Annotated in this window: 21 protein-coding genes and 2 pseudogenes; 4 read left to right on the plus strand and 19 right to left on the minus strand. The window is 39.0% G+C overall.

Features of this window, described 5'->3' with window-relative positions:
• Positions 1-90: 90 nt before the first annotated feature.
• The 18 genes and pseudogenes from aguB to ACVC7S_RS03925 all read right to left on the minus strand — a co-directional run bounded on the left by aguB (position 91) and on the right by ACVC7S_RS03925 (position 16107).
• Entirely contained in the window at positions 91-966 is an 876-nt protein-coding gene (gene aguB, locus ACVC7S_RS03840; RefSeq protein ID WP_447266253.1) for an N-carbamoylputrescine amidase, read from the minus strand.
• Positions 967-975: 9 nt separating this feature from the next.
• Positions 976-2061: an agmatine deiminase gene (gene aguA / locus ACVC7S_RS03845; protein ID WP_447266254.1), complete on the minus strand. Its 1086-nt coding sequence runs from the start codon at positions 2059-2061 to the stop codon at positions 976-978.
• Positions 2058-3185: a carboxynorspermidine decarboxylase gene (nspC, locus tag ACVC7S_RS03850; RefSeq protein ID WP_447266255.1), complete on the minus strand. Its 1128-nt coding sequence runs from the start codon at positions 3183-3185 to the stop codon at positions 2058-2060. The genes aguA and nspC overlap by 4 nt, the downstream gene beginning before the upstream one ends.
• Entirely contained in the window at positions 3185-4444 is a 1260-nt protein-coding gene (locus ACVC7S_RS03855) for a saccharopine dehydrogenase family protein (protein ID WP_447266256.1), read from the minus strand. Before ACVC7S_RS03855 ends, nspC begins: the two co-directional genes overlap by 1 nt.
• Positions 4441-5301, minus strand: a complete 861-nt coding sequence (gene speE / locus ACVC7S_RS03860; protein WP_009730144.1) for a polyamine aminopropyltransferase — start codon at positions 5299-5301, stop codon at positions 4441-4443. The genes ACVC7S_RS03855 and speE overlap by 4 nt, the downstream gene beginning before the upstream one ends.
• On the minus strand, positions 5302-6762 hold the full coding sequence (locus ACVC7S_RS03865) for an aminotransferase class I/II-fold pyridoxal phosphate-dependent enzyme (protein WP_447266257.1): 1461 nt from the start codon (positions 6760-6762) through the stop codon (positions 5302-5304).
• A gap of 622 nt (positions 6763-7384) precedes the next feature.
• Positions 7385-7939, minus strand: coding sequence for a hypothetical protein (locus tag ACVC7S_RS03870; RefSeq protein ID WP_447266258.1), 555 nt, complete (start codon positions 7937-7939; stop codon positions 7385-7387).
• A gap of 178 nt (positions 7940-8117) precedes the next feature.
• On the minus strand, positions 8118-8624 hold the full coding sequence (locus ACVC7S_RS03875; RefSeq protein WP_447266259.1) for a YfbM family protein: 507 nt from the start codon (positions 8622-8624) through the stop codon (positions 8118-8120).
• 89 nt (positions 8625-8713) lie between these two features.
• Positions 8714-8896: a hypothetical protein gene (locus ACVC7S_RS03880; RefSeq protein ID WP_447266260.1), complete on the minus strand. Its 183-nt coding sequence runs from the start codon at positions 8894-8896 to the stop codon at positions 8714-8716.
• A gap of 19 nt (positions 8897-8915) precedes the next feature.
• Positions 8916-9791 carry a DUF4300 family protein gene (locus ACVC7S_RS03885; protein WP_447266261.1) on the minus strand — a complete coding sequence of 292 codons (876 nt, stop codon included), beginning with the start codon at positions 9789-9791 and terminating at the stop codon, positions 8916-8918.
• Positions 9792-9947: 156 nt separating this feature from the next.
• Positions 9948-11687 carry a glycoside hydrolase family 13 protein gene (locus tag ACVC7S_RS03890; protein WP_447266262.1) on the minus strand — a complete coding sequence of 580 codons (1740 nt, stop codon included), beginning with the start codon at positions 11685-11687 and terminating at the stop codon, positions 9948-9950.
• Between the two features lie 176 nt (positions 11688-11863).
• Positions 11864-12355 (minus strand): nucleotidyltransferase domain-containing protein, encoded by a 492-nt coding sequence (locus ACVC7S_RS03895; RefSeq protein ID WP_447266336.1) that lies wholly within the window; start codon positions 12353-12355, stop codon positions 11864-11866.
• A 63-nt stretch (positions 12356-12418) separates the two neighbouring features.
• Entirely contained in the window at positions 12419-13300 is an 882-nt protein-coding gene (locus tag ACVC7S_RS03900) for a diacylglycerol/lipid kinase family protein (protein ID WP_447266263.1), read from the minus strand.
• Positions 13301-13440: 140 nt separating this feature from the next.
• Positions 13441-13530 (minus strand): annotated as a pseudogene (locus ACVC7S_RS03905) (hydrolase); the annotation flags it as partial.
• 17 nt (positions 13531-13547) lie between these two features.
• Entirely contained in the window at positions 13548-14165 is a 618-nt protein-coding gene (locus ACVC7S_RS03910; protein WP_447266264.1) for an SAP domain-containing protein, read from the minus strand.
• A 113-nt stretch (positions 14166-14278) separates the two neighbouring features.
• Positions 14279-14392, minus strand: a pseudogene (locus ACVC7S_RS03915) (ADP-ribosylglycohydrolase family protein); the annotation flags it as partial.
• 11 nt (positions 14393-14403) lie between these two features.
• Complete coding sequence (locus tag ACVC7S_RS03920) at positions 14404-15210, minus strand: alpha/beta fold hydrolase (protein WP_447266265.1); 807 nt, start codon at positions 15208-15210, stop codon at positions 14404-14406.
• Positions 15211-15363: 153 nt separating this feature from the next.
• The gene (locus ACVC7S_RS03925; RefSeq protein WP_447266266.1) at positions 15364-16107 is read right to left on the minus strand and encodes a CPBP family intramembrane glutamic endopeptidase; all 744 of its coding nucleotides are present in this window, start codon (positions 16105-16107) and stop codon (positions 15364-15366) included.
• Between the two features lie 608 nt (positions 16108-16715).
• On the opposite strand from ACVC7S_RS03925, the gene ACVC7S_RS03930 reads away from it, so the two are divergent.
• The 4 genes from ACVC7S_RS03930 to ACVC7S_RS03945 are packed head-to-tail and all read left to right on the plus strand — an operon-like array spanning position 16716 to position 17960.
• Positions 16716-16961, plus strand: coding sequence for a hypothetical protein (locus ACVC7S_RS03930; RefSeq protein ID WP_001813542.1), 246 nt, complete (start codon positions 16716-16718; stop codon positions 16959-16961).
• Positions 16958-17293, plus strand: a complete 336-nt coding sequence (locus ACVC7S_RS03935) for a DinB/UmuC family translesion DNA polymerase (protein ID WP_000806926.1) — start codon at positions 16958-16960, stop codon at positions 17291-17293. The genes ACVC7S_RS03930 and ACVC7S_RS03935 overlap by 4 nt, the downstream gene beginning before the upstream one ends.
• Before the next feature lie 12 nt (positions 17294-17305).
• Entirely contained in the window at positions 17306-17674 is a 369-nt protein-coding gene (locus ACVC7S_RS03940) for a hypothetical protein (protein WP_000567222.1), read from the plus strand.
• On the plus strand, positions 17661-17960 hold the full coding sequence (locus ACVC7S_RS03945) for a DUF5960 family protein (protein ID WP_001072467.1): 300 nt from the start codon (positions 17661-17663) through the stop codon (positions 17958-17960). Before ACVC7S_RS03940 ends, ACVC7S_RS03945 begins: the two co-directional genes overlap by 14 nt.
• Positions 17961-18077: 117 nt before the next feature.
• On the opposite strand, the gene msr(D) is transcribed toward ACVC7S_RS03945, so the two are convergent.
• Positions 18078-19541, minus strand: coding sequence for an ABC-F type ribosomal protection protein Msr(D) (gene msr(D) / locus ACVC7S_RS03950; RefSeq protein WP_000420313.1), 1464 nt, complete (start codon positions 19539-19541; stop codon positions 18078-18080).
• Positions 19542-19558 lie beyond the last annotated feature (17 nt).

A 19558-nucleotide genomic window follows, 5' to 3' on the forward strand; every position in this document is an offset into this window, starting at 1 on the left:
AATCGTACACCCATCTTACATTTAAAAAGCCTATCTTACATTTTTGTAAGACAGGCGTGAATATCAAAAATTTATTATGAAAGTTACCTTCTAGTCCGTAATCCGTTTGTACATTTCTGGTCTTCTATCTCGAAACAAGCCCCAGTTTAGGCGTTCACTTGCACCCTTATCCAAGTCATAAGTTGCTAACAGAACAGCCTCACCTTGTCTTTCAGCTCGCTCTAGAATAGCTCCTGTTTCATCCGTCATAAAGGACGAACCGTAGAAGTCAAGACTGGAACTCTGTCCACCATTTTCCTCACTAGGAGTGACTTCTTCCAAGCCATACCGATTGGCTGCAATAACTGGGACAATATTTGCTGCTGCGTGCCCTTGCATGGTACGTTGCCAGTGACCACAACTATCCGTATCTAAGATAGGCTCTGAACCAATAGCTGTTGGGTAAAAGAGCAATTCTGCACCATTTAGCGCAAGGCAACGAGCAGTTTCAGGGAACCATTGATCCCAACAGATGCCGATACCAATCTTAGCATAGCGAGTATTCCAGACCTTGAAACCAGTGTTACCAGGCGTAAAGTAAAATTTTTCTTGATAATAATGGTCATCTGGTATGTGGGTCTTCCGATAAACGCCAAGAACCTCACCATCTGCATCAATAACGGCAATAGAGTTATACAAGACATTGCCATCTTTTTCATAGAAACTGATCGGTAGAACAACCTGTAGTTCCTTAGCAAGAACTTTAAAATGCTGAATGGCTGTATTTTCTGTCACTGACTGGGCATACTGGTAGTAGTCATACTGACGCTCCTGACAGAAATAGGGACGTTCAAACAACTCCGGTAAGAGAATGATTTGTGCGCCTTGTTTTGCAGCTTGGCGAACTAAACGTTCCGCTGTTTGGATATTTGTTGCCACATCCTTGGCACATTGCATCTGGATCGCTGCAACTCTAACATTTCTCATCTTTTTCTCCTATTCTGGGATTTGTTGGGTGATACAGTGGATATTGCCACCACCTAAGAGAATATCTCTGGCTGGAATTCCGACAACTTTACGGTCTGGGAAACACTTGCTGAGAATATCTAGGGCCACTTGGTCGTTTACATCCTCAAACTGTGGCACTAAGACAGCCTTGTTGGCAATATAAAAGTTTACATATGAGGCCGCCAGACGTTCGCCCTCATAACGCTCCTCTTCTTCTTCTCCATAGATATAGCCTGGTAAATCTTCTTTAGTGACAACTTGACGAATAGCTGGGATAGGAAGCTTATGAATGGTGAAGTGACGCCCTTTTGCATCCGTTTCTTTTTCTAAAAGCTCAAGGTCAGCTACTGACATGGCATGTTGAGGATCGTTTTGATCATCTGTCCAAGCTAAAACAAGCTCTGCAGGACCAACGAAGGCTGCAACATTGTCAACGTGTTCATTGGTTTCGTCCTGATAAATACCATAAGGAAGCCAGATAACTTTTTCAGCGCCAAGGCACTCTAATAAGGTGTTTTCGATTTCCTCTTTACTGAGATGAGGATTGCGACCAGCGCTCAGAAGGCAGCTTTCAGTCACGAGAATGGTTCCTTGTCCATCGCTATGGATTGCGCCACCTTCTAGTACAAAAGGTTTGGCACCGTAAACAGGCATTTCCAAGGCCTCAGCAAACCGACTGGCTACTTGGTCATCCTCTTCATAGTCTTGATAAAGACCATCCACCGCGCCACCCCAGGCATTGAAAGACCAATCGACTGCCAACTTTTCTCTTTTTTCATTGATGAGAATAGTCGGTCCAGTATCACGCGCCCAGGCATCATTTGTCGGAATATCTAAATAAACGACCTTGTCTCCAAGATAGGATTTGGCTTCAGATAGATAGTCCTGCTCCACCAAAAGGTAGACTCTTTCCCCTTCTGATATGGTCTCGATGATCTGAGTGAATGCTTTTTTTGCAGCTTTTCCTTGAAAGGGCCAAGATCCTGGTCGAGTAGGCCATATCATGAGAGTCCCATGATGGGGTTCATACTCTGCAGGCATACGATAGCCTAATTTCTTTGGACTGTCCATCATGATAATCTCTCCTTAAAGTCTTGATAGCCAAATGCTTTGACTAAGCTGCAGTCCCCCTGCTCGTTCATAAGATAGAGACTTGGCAAGCCAATACCGTTAAAGGTATTATTTTTGACAAATGAGTAAATAGCCATATCTTCGAAATAGAGTCTATCTCCAATTTCAACTGGATTTTCAAAGCTATAATCTCCAATGACATCCCCTGTTAGACAGGTATTGGATGAAAGTCTATAAGTATGGGGTTTTTCCTGAGCCTCAAAGCCATTTCTCAAAGGTGGGCGATAGGGCATCTCAAGTACATCAGGCATATGGCAGGTCGCGGAGGCATCTAAAACTAAGACCTTCATACCGTTTTCTACAATATCCAATACCTCCGTTGCTAGATAACCCGCATTGAGCGCAATAGCTTCACCCGGCTCGATATAGACCTCAAGATTGTAAGTTTCTCGGATACGCTTAATTTCAGAAATCAGTAAATCCACATCATAGTCTTCTCTTGTGATATGATGTCCACCACCCATATTGAGCCATTTAACTTGATGTAAGTAAGGACCAAACTGCTCTTCTACTGCTTTCAAAGTTGTCTCTAAATCATCTGAACCTTGCTCGCAAAGGGTATGAAAATGAAGGCCATCCACCAAGTCCAGCAAATCACTAGGAATTTTATCAAGTGTCACACCAAAACGAGAACCTGGTGCACAAGGGTCATAGAGCGCGTGGTCACCCTGCGTTGAACATTGAGGATTGAGACGTAGACCTACACTAATACCAGCCTCACGACAACGAGGACCGTGCTTACGCAACTGTCTCTCCGAGTTAAAGACGATATGGTCCGTTATCTCAAGCAATTCCTCCAAGTCCGCATCCTTGAAGGCTGGCGCAAAGACATGGACTTCTCCTGGGAACTCTTCTCTTGCTAACTTGGCCTCATAGAGACCACTTGCAGTCGTACCAGATAGATACTGGCTAATCAAGGGATAGGTTTTGTAGAGGGAATATGCCTTCTGGGCTAGCAAAACCTTGCAACCGGCTTCTTCTTGTACATATTGTAAAATGCGGCAGTTAGCTTCTAACTTTGCCAAGTCAATGACGTAAGCTGGTGTGGGTACTTGTTCTAACTTCATTAGTCCACCATTTGTGGATTTTCTACCACAACCCATGGCAAGCCGTATTTATTCAAAGCTTCCATGAATGGGTCTGGATCCAACTCTTCAAGGTTATAAACTCCAGGCTGTTTCCATGTACCATCCATCACTAATTTTGTCCCAATCATGGCAGGAACACCTGTTGTATAAGAAATGGCTTGTGATCCAACTTCTGCGTAGCACTCCTGATGGTCGCAAACATTGTAGATGTAGATGGTCTTTTCAACACCGTCTTTGACACCTGTAAAGATACAACCGATATTGGTTTTACCAACAGTGCGCGGGCCAAGGCTGGCTGGATCTGGAAGCAAGGCTTTCAAGAATTGGATTGGAACGATTTCTTGGCCGTTAAAGTTAATAGCATCTGTACGAAGGAGACCAACGTTTTCCAAGCATTTCATATGTGTTAGATAAGATTGGCCAAAAGTCATAAAGAAACGAATCCGTTTGACACCGGGAATGTTCTTAGCCAATGATTCAATTTCTTCATGGTGAAGGAGATACATGTCTTTTTGTCCAACTTGAGGGAAATCATACTCACGCTTGATAGACATAGCTTCGACTTCTACCCATTTTCCATCTTCCCAGTAAGAACCTGGCGCAGAAACCTCACGGAGATTGATTTCTGGGTTAAAGTTTGTCGCAAATGGATAACCGTGGTCACCACCATTACAGTCTAAAATGTCGATATAGTGGATTTCATCAAAGTAGTGTTTGAGAGCATAAGCCGAGAAAACACTGGTCACACCTGGATCGAATCCAGAACCAAGTAGGGCAGTTAAGCCAGCTTCTTTGAATTTTTCTTGATAAGCCCATTGCCATGAGTAGTCAAAGTAAGCTGTAAACCCAAGTTCCTTGCAGCGTTTTTCGTAAATAGCACGCCACTCAGGATCTTCTGTATCCTCTGCCTCGTAGTTAGCTGTGTCGATATAGTGAACTCCAGTCGCTAAACAAGCATCCATAATGGTCAAATCTTGGTATGGTAAAGCTACGTTCAAAACAGCTTCTGGCTTGTAGCTTTCAATCAAAGCAATCACTTCTTCAACCTTGTCAGCATCAAGAGCGGCTGTCTCAATCTTAGTATTTGTTTTGCCTTCTAATTTAGCCTTCAAGTCATCACATTTTGACTTTGTACGGCTAGCAATCATAATCTCTGTAAAGGTTTCACTATCTTGGCAAATCTTTGAAATAGCAACTTGGGCAACGCCCCCACATCCAATAACTAATAAACGACTCATTTTTTTCCTTCCTCTTCTTCTAAAATGTCCTCAACATACTTGGGCAACATAAAGGCTCCCACGTGTAAGTTTGCAGTGTAGTATTCTGTGAAAAGCTGGCGTTTTTTCCAGCCTTCCTTGTCAAAATCTTTGACAGGGTGGTATTTTTTCGATGCAAATCCAAATAGCCAATAGCCAGCTGGACTGGTTGGGATGTGCGCCTGATAAACCCGACTGATTGGAAAGGCTTGATTGACCTTACGGTGCATACTTCGGCAAGCTGACTCATCCTCGTCAAAGAAGGGACTCCCATGCTGATAGATCATGATTCCGTCCTCTTTCAAGGCTCTGAAACTGTTTCCGTAAAATTCCTTGGTAAAGAGCCCTTCCGTATGTCCAAATGGATCTGTCGCGTCGTTGATGATAATATCGTAATCATCCTCACAGTTTCGTAAAAAACGAAGACCATTTTGGTAGTAAATGGTAACACGAGGATCATCTAGCCCTGCAGCAAAGTCTGGGAAATACTCACGACAGACTTCAACCAGCATCTCATCCGGTTCCACAATATCGATTTGTTCCAATTCTGGATACAGTGTCAAAACTTGGGCAACACCACCGTCACCTCCCCCAATAACCAAGACTTTCTTGGGATTTGGGTGGACAGCCATGGGAACGTGTACGGTCATTTCGTTGTAGACAAAATCATCTGCATCTGAGAATAAGACATGCCCATTTAAAATCAGTATTTTCCCAAAAGCTGGCGTATCCAAGACTTCGATATCCTGCCATTCACTTTTTCCAGCATAGAGTTGCTTGGCAGTTCTCAAGGACAATTTCACATCTGGAGTATGAACTTCAGAAAACCATAAATCCATCTAGTTCTCCTTTCTCTTAATGACGTTGATGTGATTGACCTCTGGATCTTCCGTCCCTTGGAGGGAGCAACCACGTTCCTTGGCAAATTGGATATAGTCTACAATTTCTCGTGTAATGCGTTCACCTGGAGCCAAGATAGGAATCCCTGGAGGATAGCACATGACAAATTCTCCGCAGACCTGTCCAACTGACTCGTCTAAGGTCAAACTTCTTCTCTCTGAATAGAAGGCTTCTTGCGGAGACAGAACCAACTCGGGTTGGATATATTCTCCGGCTATCAAGTCCTTCCCATCTCGTGAGTAAAGTCTCTTAATATCAGCCAAAGCACCAACCAAGCGCTCGATATCTTGGATGCGGTCACCGATTGAAATATAGGCCAAGATATTGCCGATATCACCAAATTCAATTTGAATATCGTATTCATCTCGCAAGAGGTCATAAACCTCGATACCGGTTAAGCCAATACCCTGAGTGTAGACTGACAACTTAGTCACGTCAAAATCACAGACAGACACACCGTCTATTAACTCTTTTGAATAGGCATAGTAACCACCGATAGCATTGATCTCACGACGAGCGTATTCGGATAGCTCAATGACTTTCTCAAACGACTCTTTCCCGCGAAGAGCTAGGTTGCGACGTGAAATATCCAAACTAGACATTAACAAGTAAGAGGCAGATGTAGACTGGGTCAGGTTGATGATCTGACGAACGTACTCAGGATTCATCTGATTCCCGATAAGTAAAATGGAGCTTTGGGTCAAACTCCCACCAGACTTATGCATAGAGACCGCCGCCATATCAGCCCCTGCATCCATAGCAGAAATTGGAAGCTTATCTGTAAAATGCAAATGCGCTCCATGGGCTTCATCTACTAAAACTATCATGCCAGCTTCGTGAGCCATTTCCGTTAAACCCTTGAGGTCTGAACAAATCCCATAGTAAGTTGGATTGTTGATGAGGATAGCCTTGGCATCTGGATGTTCCTTTATAGCTTGAGCCACACGGTCATTTTCAAGGCCTAAAGCGATGCCGATTTTAGGATCTACACTCATCTCGATATAGATGGGAATGGCGCCACATAGAACCAGCGCATTGATAGCAGATTTGTGGACATTACGTGGCAGAATAATCTTATCTCCCGCCTTGCAGGTGGAAAGAATCATGGTTTGAACAGATGAAGTTGTTCCACCGATCATGAGAAAGGCATGCGCTGCTCCAAAAGCATCCGCAGCCAGCTCCTCTGCGTCTCGAATAATCGAAATGGGATGGCCTAAATTATCCAAGGGTTTCATAGAATTGACATCAATGCCAACACATTTTTCTCCCAACAATTCAACAAGTTCTGGATTTCCTCGTCCGCGTTTGTGACCTGGTACATCAAAGGGAACAATCCGTTTCTTTCTTAGCTTTATCAGACCTTCATAAATAGGGGCCTGATTTTGATCTAACTTTTTCAAGACATACTCCTTTACCGTATTTTTAGCTCCTCAAAATGATGAGGGCGACCAAAGGTTGACTTATGAAAAAAGAGCAGGTTTTCACCTGCTCTGCAATCTTCTGACGTGTTTATTTTGGTTTCTGTTGAGTATGTCTGTTCCCGATGTTTCCTAACTCTCTAGTAGCAAATATTACGTACTTTATTGATCGTTTCACAAGATGACGTGTGCTTTCACCACACTAAAATTTATGAATTAGGACAAGCGTCCTAACATCAACTTATAAAAGTAGGCTTTTAACCCTATCAATAATGTGGCTTTTCAACCACGCTTCGGCATTCAACCCTGCCTGTCCGTAGGCATTTTTTACTCGGGTTTATATTTACTAGAAAACATCATCTCATTTTCTAAGCCTTATAACTATATCATGTTTACAAGAGCTTGTAAAGTATTTTGTGAAACTTTTTTAAAGAATTACTTTTTTTGTTCGCGAAATATTATTCAACAGTAAAAAAGAAATCGCTTTAAACCGTTATCTGTATAAGAAAAAATGAACTACAACCATTATTACTTTAATCATTCTTCAAGTATGACTTGATATTGAAAATCAGTTCTTTTCATCAGATTTTATACACATTTCTAGCTAGGAAGTGCGAATCAACTGCTCCAATTCTACTTTTGAAAGCTGTCCTTGATTGTAAAGTTTTCTAAGTAAGTCCTCATCTACGGTAATTGAATAGTAATCCGTCACAAACTCATGAAATTTCTCAAAACTGTCAAAGAAATAGGATAATAACCATTCGCCACCGTCCTGATCTTGATAGGTATTTTGATGTTCTTGACCGTCATACCAGATAAAGAAGGTTGTTTCATCTTTTTGCTCTTCTGAGTATAGGTTTTGATACTTTTCATCCAGTCCTTGATAAAATCCGTCTATGATGTCTTGATTCCACTCATCCGCAGCAAATTGACTCAAACTACTTTCATGATCAAAACCTTTTATGAGGATCATTTTATCAGTCAAAATCACATCTAGAGAATCACCAGAGCCATTGTCAATAAGGTAGCGGAGTCCATAGTTTTCCTCAGTCTTAATCACGAGTCTGAGCCAATCCTCACTTGGATCAATCAGATACTCATCAATGACCAGCAAGGCATCTAAACGTGTCTTGGCATTTTCCCATTCAATTCTTCCCATCTCTTTAGTCCTCCATCTTAAAGCTTAAAATCTATTATGCTTACAAATTCTATAACCAATTTCTATCTATTCCGTCTGACTATACTGTGGAATATTTCCTTCACCAGACAAATTATCAAGTGTTTGATTTTATAAATGTGCATTCATCACGCACCTGACTAACAGTTGGTAAAAGTACTTAACCAATAGTCACTAGGACATTTCCCTTGAGAGTTAATATTTTCTTATAAAAGTTCTTCATTTTCACAAAGCAGGTTCGAATATCATCCTTGATTTCTTCCTCTTCATCAAGATAATCCCAAATATCGGGATACAAATATGCCTTCTTGCATGCTTCCATGCTAAAGTCAGCCAGAGCCCTATCCATGTCAAAATTCTCTAAAGCTTGAACAATCTCAGCTATCTTTGAGTGTTCAGTATAAGCCACATACTCTGATACATTTTCTAAAGGAGTTACTCCCAAGACAGCTTCTCTCAAGGGATCGTCATCCATAAATTCTGAACTACTAAAACCTGTCATAACAAAGAGCAAGGCATCCCACATTTTGTCAACATCTATCAACGTATCATTTCCTTCAGGATAATCATCTACTATGTCAAGCAAATCCTCTTCCTGACAAGAATACCGCTTTATTTGTCTTAATTCATTGTCAGACAGATATTGATAATTAGCAATCATTCCCATAATGTTTCCTCCTATAAGTTCCTGTACTGATGTTACTAGTTCCCTTTCTTGAAAAAGGCAAGAAATCTACTATTTTCGAACTCTCCTCCTTATTTCTCCTCCTCATCTTCCGTCACTTCCCAGACTTCTGACTGGTAGCCCTCACCATCTATATCATAGCGCTGCATATAGCCTATAAATTTTTCCTTTTTATTTGCCTTACGAGGCTTGAGAATGTTTACAGCCCAGAATCCGATAAGAATGACAACTAAAAGCGCCATTACTGTTTCCATCTCATCACCTTTGCCTACCTTAATACCCTTCAACCCACTTTTCATTGTCCATGATGAAAGGCTTAGCTAGTCCGTCACCTGTGTAATCCGCATATTTGGTGGATAGATACTTGTAACAATCTTCCTTGGTCGCAAATTTGATGGCTTGATAAGGCTCTTCAAAAGTCAGTTTCTCTACAAATAAGAAACCCTCATCAGCTGGCACTAAAATACCAACATGCCCGACAAAAAGAAACTCTCCATCCAAATTATCATGCAAGACTACAGACAACATCCGAGCCTTGTCATTAAATTGAAACTGGGAGAAGAATTTCTCCATCTTCTGCGCGTGAACTTTTACATCTGTCGTTGCTTCTGTCTCCACCCTAGAAAATAGAATATCAAACTCTTCCTTGTCTTTGGCATCAAACACCTTTCCCTTATCAATAGCGTCATTATCCACAAAAAGCAGCTGATCATTCTTTTCAAGTTTTGGAATTGTTACCGAATTTTTCAAGAGCGCATAGCTATTGATACGGCAGTTGGTCCCGACAAAGTCACCCTTTTTTTGATTCCAGAGATTACTGATTTTCTCTACATCATACTCTGTCTTTGTAAAGGAAGTAAAATCACCACTTAAGCCAGTGGAGCCGACAGTCGCATTATAGTCTGTAACAAGATTGAAAAATGCATCAACACTATGTGTATCCAAATGAGCTGATAAGAGTGATTTGACCTCTTCGGTACTGACCTGATTGTTTAAATTGGTATATGAAGCCGTCCAAGGAACTTTATCCGAACTGGTCTGTATCTGATTTGTAGCTTCAGTCCTCGTATTATTTTGGTAGCAAGCAGCCAATCCAAGTAATAAGGGCAAACACAATCCCAAGGCTACTACTTTTCTCGTTCGTTTCATGCAATTCTCCTTCTAGACTACAAGTCTCTTTTTCATTTTAAACACCATTCGCTAATCATGCAGCTAGTAATCGGTAACTTAGCTATATTATACTACATAAGTCAAAAAAAGACTGCACGAATCACCCATTCATTACAGCCTTTTTAATCCTATTTTTTATTGAATGACGAAACCTTTAGGCAATATCACCAGTTGCTGTTCCAATTCTTGGCAATGACTGGCTAGCGCTACAGAATCACGGTCTACAAGATGGTTTTCACTTGATTGGTTAAAAATAGCTTGGATTTTTTGTCCATCATAATCCCAAGCTAGAGATACCACATCTGGCTTAATTTCTTTCAGGCTATAGCTTCCATGTTGTATAATGTCTGAAACATCCTTGCGAAGCTGAATCAATTTCTTCATAAATTTCAGCATGTCATTACTATCGGAAACACGTTCCCAAGGCATGACACGACGACAATCTGGATCTGGTCCTCCATCTAATTCTAACTCGGTTCCATAGTAGAAACACGGTGTCCCCCTTTGTAAAAAGAGGCAAGCAAGGGCAGACTTCACAAGTTGAACATCTCCCTTGGCAGTAGCCAAAATGCGCTCCGTATCGTGCGAATCCAAGAGATTGAACATCACTTCCGAAATCTGTTGTCTATAGTACATAGACTGGCTATTAATCTCATCTATAAATTGATGGGACTTCTTAACCTCACGCAAGAAATAATCCTTGATGCTGTCAGAGAGTGGATAGTTCATGACTGCATGGAATTCATCGCCATTTAGCCAAGGCTGTGAAGTGTGCCAGACCTCTCCAAGAATATAAAGGTCAGGCTTTTTAGCCAGGACAGCCTTCCGGAAATCTCGCCAAAATTGGTGGTCCACTTCATTAGCCACATCCAAGCGCCAAGCATCGATATCAAACTCTTCAATCCAGTAGGTCGCAACACTCAGTAAATAGTCCCTTACTTGAGGATTTGCCGTATTGAGCTTGGGCATATAGCTGGCAAAAGCAAAGGTATGGTAAGGGAGCTTTCTTGGATTCCCCAGCTTATCCTTGGTCACTGGGAACTCTTGAACATGGAACCAATCTTTGTAAACGGAATCTTCACCATATTTGAGAACATCCTGCCATTGTGGAGATTTGTCCCCAATATGGTTGAAAACAGCGTCCAGCATGATCTTCATGCCTCTCTGATGGGCTTGGTCCACCAGTTGACGGAAAGTTTCCTTATCTCCAAAATGACGGTCAATTTCGAAATAATCCGTCGTATTATACTTGTGATTGCTTGGGGATTCAAAAATCGGACAGAGATAAAGTCCTGTAATCCCCAAATCTTGCAAGTAATCCAAATGGTCAATAATACCTTGTAAATCACCTCCAAAGAAATCGCTCGTCTTTGGCTTGATAGATGAATCCCAAGCTAGCGCACCTTCAGGTGAAATTTCAGGTTTCCCATTAGCAAAACGTTCTGGGAAAATCTGATACCAAACTGTATCAGCTACCCAGTCAGGAACATGACAAGCATCAATCTCATGGATATAAGGAATTTTAAATCCATTTCCTTCATAATGAAAGTTTTCTAGCGTGTTTTCAACACATCCCTTATCACCATACAGAATACTCTGACCTTGCTTATCTTTAAGTTCAAAGAGATACTGGAGTCGGGCATAGCCAACTGTAATCTCCACTTGCCAATAATCAAACAAAGCATCAGAAGTTACTTTTACCATTTCCTTGATTGCTTCATAACGGTCCTCTATAAAAATAAAAGGATCTCCATAATGTAAGTTGATGCTTTCAATATCTCCCTTTTTCGTTCGAATGCGAATGTGCATTGTCTTGTTTTTATAAAGATAAGCGTACTCCGACTCTGGTCTGTGGTAAATGGCTGTTAATTCCATTATTTTCTCTCCTAATTTACTCTTATTCACCTTGTTGCGCAAACGTTTTCATAATTGTGATTCTAGTATACTACTTTCGAATTTTATTTGCAAGACTTGTTCGTAGTTTCGGACGGTTTGTTTCTAAAAATAAAAAAGCAGCCAGTTTTACAACTAGCTACTTTTCAAATGATGATTTACAGCTGTCTTTCCAGCCACTCGATCTTTTTAAAATCCTTATTGTTATTGTGGTTATTTCGATAGGAATCTTGGGAAGAAGCCTTGTAAATACTTAAATACTGTTCTAGGTTTGGAACACGAAATGTGATGTCATCGAGATGAATCAGCTCTATATCTGATTCCGAAACTCCTGCAAAATCAGGTAAAGAATCGATACTTCCAAACTCAACACTCATACCATCCTTTTGGAATTCATGCTCATGAATATCTATTAAGGCATAGCCTAAGTGATTCATCACTTTCATTATCTTGTCCCAGTCATAAATTCTGAGATGATCAGGAGCTTCCCAGCCTCTAGGGTCACCAGGCACATGAATGTCAATGTCAGATGGCCTCCATTCTTCATTTGAACGGTATTCAAAACCCAAAGACCCCATGAGCGTCGGAGTGATTCCGATTTGGTTTAAATGAGAACAAATTGTTCGAAATTCATCAAATAGAGAATTCATTCCTCCTCCAATCATTGATATGAAACTCGATTTCGCAGTGAAAAATAAACTAATTTTTACCATCTACTCTTTCGGTTGTGAAAAGACTTCAATATGCTGGCCCAGTACCTTGATTTCTACAGGTAGGTTATCCGATTTATCACCGTCAACATCTGACTCCAATTCACTATCTGAAGAGATCTTAATATTACGCGCTCTGATATACTCAATATTATCATTGCCGACAACATCTCCTTTTAGTAAATCAGGAATGACGGATAATTTAGAGAATATAGAAGCATCTTTTAGAATCAAAATGTTGGCATAGCCATCTTTATCTTCTTCAAAGATTTTCTTATCAGCGAAGTAATTTGTCAAGAGAACCAAAACATGACTAGCTTCACCAACATAATTACCATTTTCTGTCTCAACCTTAATGTTAAAGACCTGATCCGTCATGACAGACTTCATGGTATTTACAGCATAGGCAAAAATACCGAATTTTGTCTTGTCCTCGATTTCAACATTGTGAATCGCCTCAGGCAGAGAACCGATACTAAAGATATAACCAAAATAGTTATCATTTGCTTTACCGATATCAATCTTGTTGGTTAAGTTAAAATCGAGTTCATCTATCGCGCCATCGATGTCTTGATTGATTTCCAACAGTTTCGTAATGAGGTTACCCGTACCGCCTGGGATAATACCCAACTTAGGAACGTATTCTCTCTCAGCAATACCTGAAATAACCTCATTGACAGTCCCATCTCCACCAAAACACACCACTGCATCATACTGCTCACGAGACGCTTCCTCAGCAAAATGGGTTGCATCTAAGGCTTTTTCGGTAATTTTGGTTTCCACATGCTCAAAATATTCTTTTGCTTTATTCTCCAGCTTTTCTTTGTAATCCAAAGCCTTTTCCCCACCAGAGGTAGGGTTGATAATTAACATTACTTTTTTCATTGATAATACTCCTTAATTTTTAAATAGAAATGTTAGTGTAACTACATCAGTCATTACATATAATGCTATTATATAATGAAAGCTCAAAAAATAGAAATCAGACGTACTGGAGATTAATATAATTTTATTCTATTTTCCCATCACCTAATTACAACCTTTAAGGATTCATCCAAATCAGAATAAGCTTTATCCTTTATCCAATAAGGAATACCATAAGCTGCCTCTGCCACCAAGTGAGATGGCGTTTCTACTTACAATAGTCTTTTATTTTATCAGCATATTCAGTCAAAAGATTCTTTGAATAAATTTTTTCATTACTTGAATTTCTAACTTCTTTCCAAAGAATAGAAGCTACTTTTAACTTGTTTGAGTAGTTACGACTATTTTCGTCTGCACAGAAATCCTTTAGAAATTGATTCCATTGACAAACCGAATGGTCATACTTGGCATAATCTGAATTTCCATAATAAACTTTTAGCATATCTTGGATTGTAAAACTCAAATCATTTTCTCTTTTTACCTTTCTCCAAGCAGTAGCCATATCAGCAGTAAATTTGAAGGGTGAAACCTCTGTTAAAGTTGAGAAATATTCTCTAAAGTGTGCATTAAAGGAGAATCCACATTCAAGTAAGGGTGTGTCCAAGGTAACGACTTCTACTTGTTTCTTTTTCCCTTTTATTGATGATTTTTTAATCAAATTCCCCTTAAAGTACTGCTCAATAATATGATTGAGTTCTTGTTTTGTACCTCTATATTCAAGCCCTAATGACTTGCATATCTGTGAGAGTTCATCACGATACCAGTAGTATTTATTGAACTCATCAAAGAATGCGATTTTATCAAACTCAGGTCGGCTCCCTATCAATATAACACCTCCTTAAAAACGATTTACTTTTACACTTCAAAGAGTACTTTACTGTTTGCCATTTTTCATACTTAGGACACCAGCTCACAATCACACAATCAGCAGTTCGATGTTACCGTTTCATCTGTAAAAAAGCAGTCTTTCCGAAATAAAGGAAAATCCTTCGTTTTGGTATTGTTCCATTCGTAAACTGAACCTACAATATCTCCAATAATTGCTCCTAGCATGGTATTCCTCCTTATGGCATATCAGATTCGTTACACATTTCTAATGAGTCACTCTTTAAAAATGGCACCACCAAATCAATCCACTCTTGAGGTAGATAAGCTGATAAATAGCCGTGGTTATAGCCCTTAGCTTCATACAAGATCGTGTTTGGATGTAGTTGTTGAAATAATTTCGCTGATGCTTTCACACAGTTCAATTCTTTTTCACCATAAATATAAAGAACCTGTGCCTTATTAGCAGAAATCGTATCCTTTAGCTTGTAATGCCCCATATAGGTTTTGTAAATGGTAACCAATGTTTTGATAGGCGTCCTTGGCAGATCCTCCAAATAATAAGCTTTTATTTCCTCTGGATAAGCCAGTTTAGGATAGAGTTTGTTCATCATGCTTAACTGAAGTTTACAAGAGAATTTACTAAACATCAGTTTGCCAAATAGACGTATCAGAAAAATGCTGACTTTAGCTAAGCTTGGTTGAGGAATACAGAGACTTCCGTCTATGATGGTCTTCTCAGCAATTTCGCTATCTAAGGACAAAAGCTCCATAGCAATTTGACCACCAAGTGAAACACCACCAATCGCAAACAACTTCCCGCCACAGTGTTCTTTGATATAGTCTAGGATCTCCAAAGCAGAATCTTCCGTAGAAACATAATCAAGTTTATATTCCTCTCCGTGACCATTCAAAGTAGGTAAAATAACACGGTATTCTTCTGATAAGATCCGTGCTTGGCGAAGATAATTCCACCAAGAACTGCCACCGCCATGTATCAGCAAGATAGAAGGCAAATTATTATCACCAAATTCATGGAATTTCATATTAAAACTCCTTACTGTAGAACTATTACTAGATAAATACTTGCTCAATCAGCTCGTACAAGCAGTGATGCCTCATCAAACAGAAAATCTCTAACATTGATTATCTAGATAGACCACTCGTTACTTTCAATAAAGGATATCCTGATCTAAATTTTAAAATGTTGTTTCCTTACTAATTCTATTACTAGCCAATATTGTATAAATTAAATAAGCAATAAAAATGATAATAAAAATAACATTAATTTTTAACACAAAATAGAGATTTAACAAATTTGCGAACGCATGAAATAATATACAGTATCCCACAGATTTCGTTTGACGGTAAAGAAGCCCTAAAACAAAACTTAAAAATAATGTATATATAAAAAATAAAATAAAAGGAAATCCTTGATGACTTTCTCCAACTATAAACCATAAAGGTAGATGCCAAATCCCCCAAATTGATCCTACAATCAAATTAGATTGCCAATATGTATATTTTTTATCAAGTAATGGTTGTAATATTCCTCTCCATCCTAATTCTTCATGTCCACCACCAAAAAAAATTAATTGAATAAAGAATAGTGGCATTAGATAAATGGATACTCCATTTAATTCTAAGGAAGATACAGAAAATAGTATCAAAATTGCTAACAAATGAGTAATGAAATAAATACTACTTTTTACTTTCTTACTAAATAGAAAATGTTTAAATTTTATATTATTCCTTTTCAAATAAAAGCCACTAGCAATAGCTGGTCCAAGTGCACCTACTATATGTAATGTTCTTCCTATAATTGTTTCTAATCCAAAGATATGAGATTGCGTAAAGATGGCAAGAATCCCCCAAGCTATATAAGTAATTCCAAATGTACAATAAAGATAATTTTTTAAATTCTTTTTGTCAATTTCTGTCATTTTATCTTCCTAATCCTGATTATTCTATGAATAATATTTTTTTACTGCTTCTTAGTTGCTGTCGATTATAACTACCTATATTCTATCACAAAAACACAAAAAAAAGCCTTACAATCAAGGCTTTTCATTATTAATTCATACCAAGCTTTCTAGGCTTTTACGAGCAGAGCAACACACTCGGCGGTTCGCTGTTGCCGTATCGTTTCGTCGTAAACTCCTTACTCTACGACAGCTATCGCATGGGCGGAGCATCTACTTCTACTTCACTGATACCGCCTCAACATGATGCGTTTGTGGGACTCAAAAGGTTTGGGTGAACCTTTTGAGGTTTAACTGCGTTTCACTAACAAACTCACACACTCCACGTGTGCTGAGAGCTTTCTTCTATACTAATAGACGAAAGGGTGTGAAAATGATTTTTAAATGATACTGTGGAACGGAACAGTAGCCCTAGTATTGACTACTGTCGTTTCTATTCATATTGGCTATTCTAGGACTGAGATGAAAAAATCTATAAATGCTCAGAATAAAATTGAACCCGCAAATCTCCCCAAAACAATGGTGAGTCATGTACTTGTATTATTCCGAAAAAATACACCTCTGGTGCAGTGAGACAAATTGGTGTATCTTATAGTGGCTTCGTAGATGAAAGCTATACTCTACTATCACTCTTTGATGATGTAGAACAAATTGAAAAAGATAATAGACTTCAGACAGCTATTGATGTTGTCAGAGAACAGTTTGGTTTTTTAGCCATACAAAAAGGAACCGTCCTAACTGAAGGTTCCAGAAATATTGAACGCAGTAAACTTATCGGTGGTCATTCCGCGGGTGGATTGGAGGGATTAAAATGAAACAAGAAAAAAATACAGTACAATTTTCAGAAATCCGTAGCAAAGGATGTAATGATATTGAAATGCTTGAAAGATTTTTACATGGAATCGTTGAAACAGCAACTTCAAAACTTCGTCAGAGAAAACTCAAAACAACTGAAATATCGATACGACTAGTACATGCTAAATCTGAAAACCGATTACCATTGGAATTTACATTTAGCATTAAGCCAACAAGCTCATCTGTGATAATCTATACTGAGGTAATCAATCGCTTTAAAGAATGTTACACAGGTGGGGGAATTCAAGGTTTTACGATTCAATTTGATAAAAATACCCTTGCCTCTGCATAGAAAGGATTTGATATGATTGACCGTTCATATTTACCATTTCAATCAGCAAGAGAGTACCAGGATACAAAGATGCAAAAATGGATGGGCTTTTTCCTATCTGAACATGCATCAGCACTCTCTGATGATACAAACAAAGTAACGTACATGTCTGACTTATCACTAGAGAAGAAATTATTACTCCTCAGTCAAGTATACGCCGGGCAGCTACGCACACGCATTCAAGTGATTGAAAAAAACAAGCGTGTTTCCTACACTGGAACAATACCAAGTCTGACCAAAGATTTCATTTTGATAAAAACTACAACAGGTCACATCAATTTGAAATTAAAAGACATTATTAGTATTGAACTTGTCGAGGAGGTGCTCTATGAATCAGCTTGAGTTTCAGCGTAATCACCTACAAATGGACTATTATAGCGAGAGCTACCAAGATTTTGAACGTGACTTCTACCGCTACTCTAACATGAATATTCCATTGACCTTCCTAACTGATGATATCCTAAAAACAATGGCGACTTCACGTAAGAATTACTTTGTCCTCAATAAGGAAAAGTCCAGAGATAACCGCGATCACTTCTTCATATTTGAAGTAAGTACCGTAGATGAGAATCCGCTAATCTATCATTATACATATAAGAAAACTACAATATATTTAGCAGAAAAATAGGAGCAGTTCAATTGACTGTTCCTATTTTTAATATTCATAAAATCTAAAGTCTTTATACTCTTTAACAATGGAGTCGCCAACCAGAACAGACTATACTGACCAGCGACTACCTTAAATTTAATGTTTCAGATTTATTTTCTTATCTCTAATTTCATAAACTACATCTGCTACATTTTCGAGTAATCGTTTATCGTGGGTGATAAACACGATAGTTCCGGTGTACTCCTTCATTAGTATTTCCAAAGCCTCTAAACTTGGTATGTCAAGGAAGTTACTGGGTTCATCCATTATTAGGATGTTATATCTACCCATGAGCATTTTAGCAAGCAACAATTTTATAATTTCTCCACCGCTTAAAACAGATAAACTTTTTCCAATATCGTTCTGTTTGAACCCCATAGATGCTAGCACTGAACGAATTTCTGATATATTGTAGTCACAATCCTTCTGCATAAACTCCATAACATTCTGATTACTGTTGTACTTGTAACCATTCTGTGCAAAGTAACCTATTTTTGCCTTAGGCGAAATAGAAATTCCTTCTTCATGGTTTAAGATCATTTGGATTAAAGTTGTTTTTCCGATTCCATTACCACCAGTTAACGCCACTTTTGCTCCTAACGGAATTTGAAAAGATGCATTTTCAAACAGAGCCTTATCCCCAAATACTTTATTAATTTCTGCACCGACTATAGGGTATGGATTATGGAGCTCCAATGCTTTACTTTGCCTGAAACGAATTCTGCGAATGCCTTCCGGAGCTTCTACTTTTCCTAAGGCCGCAATCCTGTGCTCTAGGGTTTTAGCAGCATTATACATCTTTTTTTCCTTACTTCCTATTGATTTTTGATGAGCTAAACGCCCTCCGTCTTCAGTACTTTTTTTCTTTGAAGAACCTTTTGCCTTCTGTTCTATTTTACGAGCCTGTTTTCGCTTTTCCTCCGCAGCCCTTTCCAATCGGGCACGTTCCGCAATAAATTGTTCGTATTCTGCAGCTTGGCTCTTACGTTCTTCCTCTTTCTGACGAAGATAATCAGAATAGTTTCCCCAATACTCAGTGATTTTGCCATCTTTCAGTTCCCATATTTTATCTACTATTTCATCAAGAAAATAGCGGTCATGGCTAATAACTAACAGTGCACCTGTAAAATATTTTAGCTGTCCTATTAGAAAATCAATTCCTTCACGGTCTAAATGGCTCGTAGGTTCATCCGCTAAAATACCATGAACCTGTGCCGATAAGGCCTGTGCTATTTTAAGCCTTGTTTCTTCACCACCGCTCATAGTCTGTATATTTAATTGCTCAACACCTAGCTTGCCTACAAGTGCAAAATCTTTTTCCTCCTGCAGAGTTACTTCGTCCAACTGGGGAATATAGGCAAGTTCACCCAGACGATTCATTTTACATCCTGGGGGAGTTAATTCTCCTAAAAGTACCCTGAGTAAAGTGCTTTTTCCAGCACCATTTGCTCCTACTAAACCAATACGGTCATAATCATATACTTCTAATTCATTTATATCTAAAACATCGCGTCCTTTGAATTCCACACGAATGTCTTTTGCTTTTAATATTAATTCCATAACATTTCCTCCTGTCT

The sequence above is a fragment of the Streptococcus sp. Z556 genome, assembly GCF_053010225.1.

Coding starts and splice junctions, on each gene's coding strand:
- aguB (WP_447266253.1), bottom strand. CDS start 966: ATGAGAAATGTTAGAGTTGCAGCGATCCAGATGCAATGTGCCAAGGAT.
- aguA (WP_447266254.1), bottom strand. CDS start 2,061: ATGATGGACAGTCCAAAGAAATTAGGCTATCGTATGCCTGCAGAGTAT.
- nspC (WP_447266255.1), bottom strand. CDS start 3,185: ATGAAGTTAGAACAAGTACCCACACCAGCTTACGTCATTGACTTGGCA.
- ACVC7S_RS03855 (WP_447266256.1), bottom strand. CDS start 4,444: ATGAGTCGTTTATTAGTTATTGGATGTGGGGGCGTTGCCCAAGTTGCT.
- speE (WP_009730144.1), bottom strand. CDS start 5,301: ATGGATTTATGGTTTTCTGAAGTTCATACTCCAGATGTGAAATTGTCC.
- ACVC7S_RS03870 (WP_447266258.1), bottom strand. CDS start 7,939: ATGGGAAGAATTGAATGGGAAAATGCCAAGACACGTTTAGATGCCTTG.
- ACVC7S_RS03875 (WP_447266259.1), bottom strand. CDS start 8,624: ATGGGAATGATTGCTAATTATCAATATCTGTCTGACAATGAATTAAGA.
- ACVC7S_RS03880 (WP_447266260.1), bottom strand. CDS start 8,896: ATGGAAACAGTAATGGCGCTTTTAGTTGTCATTCTTATCGGATTCTGG.
- ACVC7S_RS03885 (WP_447266261.1), bottom strand. CDS start 9,791: ATGAAACGAACGAGAAAAGTAGTAGCCTTGGGATTGTGTTTGCCCTTA.
- ACVC7S_RS03890 (WP_447266262.1), bottom strand. CDS start 11,687: ATGGAATTAACAGCCATTTACCACAGACCAGAGTCGGAGTACGCTTAT.
- ACVC7S_RS03895 (WP_447266336.1), bottom strand. CDS start 12,355: ATGAATTCTCTATTTGATGAATTTCGAACAATTTGTTCTCATTTAAAC.
- ACVC7S_RS03900 (WP_447266263.1), bottom strand. CDS start 13,300: ATGAAAAAAGTAATGTTAATTATCAACCCTACCTCTGGTGGGGAAAAG.
- ACVC7S_RS03920 (WP_447266265.1), bottom strand. CDS start 15,210: ATGAAATTCCATGAATTTGGTGATAATAATTTGCCTTCTATCTTGCTG.
- ACVC7S_RS03925 (WP_447266266.1), bottom strand. CDS start 16,107: ATGACAGAAATTGACAAAAAGAATTTAAAAAATTATCTTTATTGTACA.
- ACVC7S_RS03935 (WP_000806926.1), top strand. CDS start 16,958: ATGAAACAAGAAAAAAATACAGTACAATTTTCAGAAATCCGTAGCAAA.
- ACVC7S_RS03940 (WP_000567222.1), top strand. CDS start 17,306: ATGATTGACCGTTCATATTTACCATTTCAATCAGCAAGAGAGTACCAG.
- ACVC7S_RS03945 (WP_001072467.1), top strand. CDS start 17,661: ATGAATCAGCTTGAGTTTCAGCGTAATCACCTACAAATGGACTATTAT.